Below are 562 nucleotides of genomic sequence, written 5' to 3'. Positions count from 1 at the left end.
TTTAACTGTTTTGTGTGTAAGTGTTTAAGGGCGCATGGTGGATGCCTTGGCACTAGGAGCCGATGAAGGACGTGGGAGGCTGCGATATGCCTCGGGGAGTTGTCAACCGAGCGTGGATCCGAGGATGTCCGAATGGGGAAACCCGGCACGAGTGATGTCGTGTCACCCAGCGCTGAATGTATAGGCGTTGGGGGGGAACGCGGGGAAGTGAAACATCTCAGTACCCGTAGGAAGAGAAAACAAGTATGTGATTCCGTTAGTAGTGGCGAGCGAACGCGGATGAGGCTAAACCGTGTGTATGTGATACCCGGCGGGGGTTGTGCATGCGGTGTTGTGGGGCCTGTGTTTCTGTTTACCGCCGTGAACAGCAGCAGTGATCAAGCAGTGGGTTAGTCGAAGTGGCCTGGGATGGTCTGCCGTAGCGGGTGAGAGCCCCGTAGACGAAAATCTTCTGCCTGCTGATGCAGGTTTTCCCCGAGTAGCAGCGGGCCCGTGGAATCTGCTGTGAATCTGCCGGGACCACCCGGTAAGCCTGAATACTTCCTAGTGACCGATAGCGGAT

1 rRNA gene is annotated in these 562 nt (G+C 56.0%); it reads left to right on the top strand.

Going from position 1 to position 562, the window contains the following annotated elements:
* Positions 1–14: 14 nt before the first annotated feature.
* Positions 15–562: ribosomal RNA gene (locus ABQE93_RS27050) — 23S ribosomal RNA — on the top strand; the annotation flags it as partial.

Source organism: Mycolicibacterium sp. XJ662, assembly GCF_053484035.1.
Note: the sequence above shows the minus strand (reverse complement) of the source record. Positions and strands in the feature narration are given on the sequence as shown.